The sequence below is a fragment of the Psychrobacter urativorans genome, assembly GCF_904846675.1.
In the GTDB taxonomy this organism is placed as follows: Bacteria; Pseudomonadota; Gammaproteobacteria; order Pseudomonadales; family Moraxellaceae; genus Psychrobacter; species Psychrobacter urativorans_B.
On record NZ_CAJHBT010000047.1, the window covers coordinates 1 to 3,504 of the forward strand.

Annotated in this window: 4 protein-coding genes and 1 rRNA gene; 4 read left to right on the top strand and 1 reads right to left on the bottom strand. The window is 35.2% G+C overall.

All coding sequences use genetic code 11. The annotated features are described in order from the left end of the window. The 3 genes from rrf to JMY06_RS11610 form a co-directional block, all read left to right on the top strand. Positions 1–104: ribosomal RNA gene (gene rrf / locus JMY06_RS11600) — 5S ribosomal RNA — on the top strand; the annotation flags it as partial. Between the two features lie 156 nt (positions 105–260). Continuing rightward, entirely contained in the window at positions 261–1,157 is an 897-nt protein-coding gene (locus tag JMY06_RS11605) for a hypothetical protein (RefSeq protein WP_201618402.1), read from the top strand. Between the two features lie 181 nt (positions 1,158–1,338). Next, positions 1,339–1,926 (top strand): YiiX/YebB-like N1pC/P60 family cysteine hydrolase, encoded by a 588-nt coding sequence (locus JMY06_RS11610; RefSeq protein WP_201618403.1) that lies wholly within the window; start codon positions 1,339–1,341, stop codon positions 1,924–1,926. A 297-nt stretch (positions 1,927–2,223) separates the two neighbouring features. Here the strand turns inward: JMY06_RS11610 and JMY06_RS11615 are convergent, their stop codons facing one another. Next, positions 2,224–2,361, bottom strand: a complete 138-nt coding sequence (locus tag JMY06_RS11615; RefSeq protein ID WP_265087900.1) for a hypothetical protein — start codon at positions 2,359–2,361, stop codon at positions 2,224–2,226. 319 nt (positions 2,362–2,680) lie between these two features. On the opposite strand from JMY06_RS11615, the gene JMY06_RS11620 reads away from it, so the two are divergent. Beyond that, a complete protein-coding gene (locus JMY06_RS11620) occupies positions 2,681–3,307 on the top strand; it encodes a YqiA/YcfP family alpha/beta fold hydrolase (protein ID WP_201618404.1) in 627 nt (208 codons plus the stop codon). Positions 3,308–3,504 lie beyond the last annotated feature (197 nt).

A 3,504-nucleotide genomic window follows, 5' to 3' on the forward strand; every position in this document is an offset into this window, starting at 1 on the left:
TAGCATGATGGCACCACCTGATCCCTTCCCGAACTCAGAAGTGAAACATCATAGCGCCGATGGTAGTGTGGGTCCGCCCATGTGAGAGTAGGTCATCGTCAGCTCTCTATATCTGAAAAGCCCCCCTGTACTAACGTACAGGGGGGCTTTTCTTTGGCTTTGATTTGATAATCTGTTTAATTAAGATTGTTGGTTTGAAATATAAGTGCTAAGTTTGCAGTACAATAAACTTTTAGTATTTCATTGAGATTTATCTGAGTATGGTTTCTTATATAGCTTTAGTCATTTCATTCGTTGCTCTATCTTTCGCTATTCGTAATTATTTGCGAAAGTCAGGAATTCATGTCAAAGGGCAGTTTACTATTAACTCAAGTGCTTATGCAGAAGACCAATACGTAGACTATTTCACTCTTGAAAACTTTAAAGATAGATCTGTCATAATTTTCAAGGTATTTCTGCGTGTTGGTCCCAATTATTATATTGAGCTGTCTAATTTTGAACATGAGCCTAAAATACTAAAGTCTTATGAATCATTCACTCAAACTTTAGGCCCCGTAGATTATTACAGTTTAAATATGAATCGAATTAAACTGAATAAACTATTAAGTTCAAAAGAGGTCAAAACCTTTTTAGTTTTATCAACATCTCATGGGAAATATGTTGTCAAAGAATGGATTCAGAGATGGGATCCTATTACTGACTTCTTCAAAAATCATTTTACCGCTCCGATACAGTCAATGCGTTCAAATAATAGAAATGGTTACTACGGAGCTGATTTTGCGTATTTAGTAAAGTTACTGATGGAAGATGGTCATGTTAAGACCATTCCAGTTTACTCCGAAGATTATAACTATCCTAGATTTCAAAACTTTGAACTAACTCAAGAATCATTAATATCTAAGGATAATCTCGAGGAGTTTCTAATAGATCAATCTATTAACGGCAAGATCAGTTGTGTAAATGTCGAAGTTTTAGATGGTAGAGAGCTACTTAGCAAATCTTACGGTTCAGGATTTGATAAGACTATCGAAGCTGAAAGATATAGTTGGTTTACCTACTTAGTTATTGGCAAAATAGTAACAAAGCTAAGTAGTGTTCGATTTCATTTTATAAATCGTAAGCGGCGAAAAGATCACAATGCGTCCAAAGAGGAATAAAAAGGTTAGCTATTTTTCGCTTCACATTTCAGCAAACTATCACTCAGTGATTGTTTCGATGTTAGTATTTACTTCGATCTGAATGAATCTTTCTATTTGATAGAATAATCAACTAACAGCTTTATCAAGTGGCTTATAAGCTCGTACATATTATGCAGCGTTAGCTATCTAGGAGAATTAAGTGCTACCCGGAGATATTTTACTAGTGACAGGTGAAAGCAAATTGTCCTCATCACTTATAACAGCGCAAAAAATAATTTATTCCAATGTTAGTTCAAGCCATATTGAATTTAGCTTGGGTGATGGCATTTTTATACATTCGACTAATGATAAAGGTGTTCATTTAACTTTATTAGTTGATGAGGATGAAGCTTGCAATCACAATTGGCGAGTTATTAGACATAAATCAATTACTGAATCTTGTTCGGATACTGAAAAGCTTCAGGAAGCTGCCATGTATTTCTATGCTCAAGATTACAATAAAGCTTTTATGGGTTCTGGAAATAACAATTCCTCTTTTTGTTCAGAATTGGTAGCTAAGGCTTATGCTCGCGCTGAGATAGAAATTATTGGAGGAAAGTCTCCAAGTAAGGTTACGCCTGCTCATTTTGATAAAGAAGCAGACAATTTGAAAGATTGGGTGGATGTCACTAATGAATATAGAAAGATTCTTGCTGACATGAAAGAAAATGTTTTTTTATATAGGATGGTTGCTGATACTATGAGCGCAGTAATGACAAGGCGTAAAGCGCATGAACCAATTCGCTAAGAAATGATTGAGATTTTTGAAAGTGGATTAATTGAGAATAAAGAAGTAGCTAAGAAATTGAGAGAAATGCTATCTAAGAGGCAGTTAAAGTATTGGTATGAAAAAGATACATAAAAGGAAATTAACAAGTAATAAGAGAATTGATTTTACCAGCCTCAAACAAATTTTATTCAGTGTTTAAAACAGTATTGACTACTAACACTTTGTTTAAAATTTGAGTTGCAATAAACAAATAATGATAACTACCAAATAAAGCACTATGAGAACTTCAAAAGTAAATTTTTTATTTAAAACAATCTAAAACAACTCACCAACTTCAAGCACTTCATCAAAATCAAGTCCTAACTGCTGGTTTTTCAGCTGCCGGATCTGCTCAATACGCTGTTTACGTCCTACTATCAATCTAAGCACCTCACGACGCTGCTCATTGTTCATACTAAGCCATAGCTGACGCTCTGTGCGACTACGCAGACAACCGAAGCAATATCTTTTTTATTGCTATGGCAAACCCCGATACAGAGATTAGCAATTTTAAAAAGCTCAAATTGTTGACTCATAGTAATATTTTACCTATTGAGACGGCTTACTGTGCATATAGAAAAATTATTTTAATGAAAGTTGTAATTCATAAGCAATTAATAACGCTTTGCCATTTTGTTATTATTAGCATTAGCTGCTGCATGTTATGCTTATTCTCTTAATTATATTTATAATCATTTTCACATTACAACAAACATAATAAGTGAGATTATACGTGAACATTATTTATATCCATGGGTTAGATAGTGATGCCAACTCTATCAAAGGTGCTCTATTAGAAGACTACTGCCAAAGTCATCATCCTGATATCAAGGTCTTGCGACCTGACCTAAATAAATCACCTGCACAAGTATTTGTACAATTGTCAGACTTAGTAGCAGTAGCCGGTGATGCCTCAAAAATAGTATTAATAGGTAGCTCATTAGGTGGATATTTTGCGACTTTAATAAGCAATCATACGGGTTGTCCAGCGCTATTACTCAATCCTAGTACCCAGCCACATATCACACTACAGCGTTTCTCTGACAACCCTAATTCAAATGTTACGAATGATAATATAAAAGTAAGCGATCAGATTCTCTATACCACATCGGGTGGTTGGTCGATTACTCGTGCAGATTTGCAATGGTTTGCTGAGCATCGGTTGCAGTCTGTTCACTATCCTACAAAACTAGCTATTTTCATTAAAGAGGGCGACGAGTTACTCGATCCAAGTGTTTCCGCAAAATTTTATCAACAGCAGGGAACTGCAGTGACTCTACAAGCAGGCGGTGACCATAGGTTTAATGATTTTTCAGAACAGCTGCCCATGTTAATAAATATCCTACAAAAGTTAGTGTAGCTTAAAATTTAATCTATTCATTGATAAGCTACCTTCAGCTATAGAAGGCGACATTATGTGACGTGAGTAGCTGACTAGTAACGCTTATGATGCCGTTTTTCGTTATAATGGTTGCATAGAATTAGGGTCTGTATAGAATTCAAATCAGCGGCAGCCAAATAAAGACACAGGCTAGAATCACAGCAGCTTCATAACTG

Bases quoted from the DNA above. Each gene is read 5' to 3' on its own strand.
- JMY06_RS11605 (WP_201618402.1), top strand. From the start codon at position 261: ATGGTTTCTTATATAGCTTTAGTCATTTCATTCGTTGCTCTATCTTTC.
- JMY06_RS11615 (WP_265087900.1), bottom strand. From the start codon at position 2,361: ATGAACAATGAGCAGCGTCGTGAGGTGCTTAGATTGATAGTAGGACGT.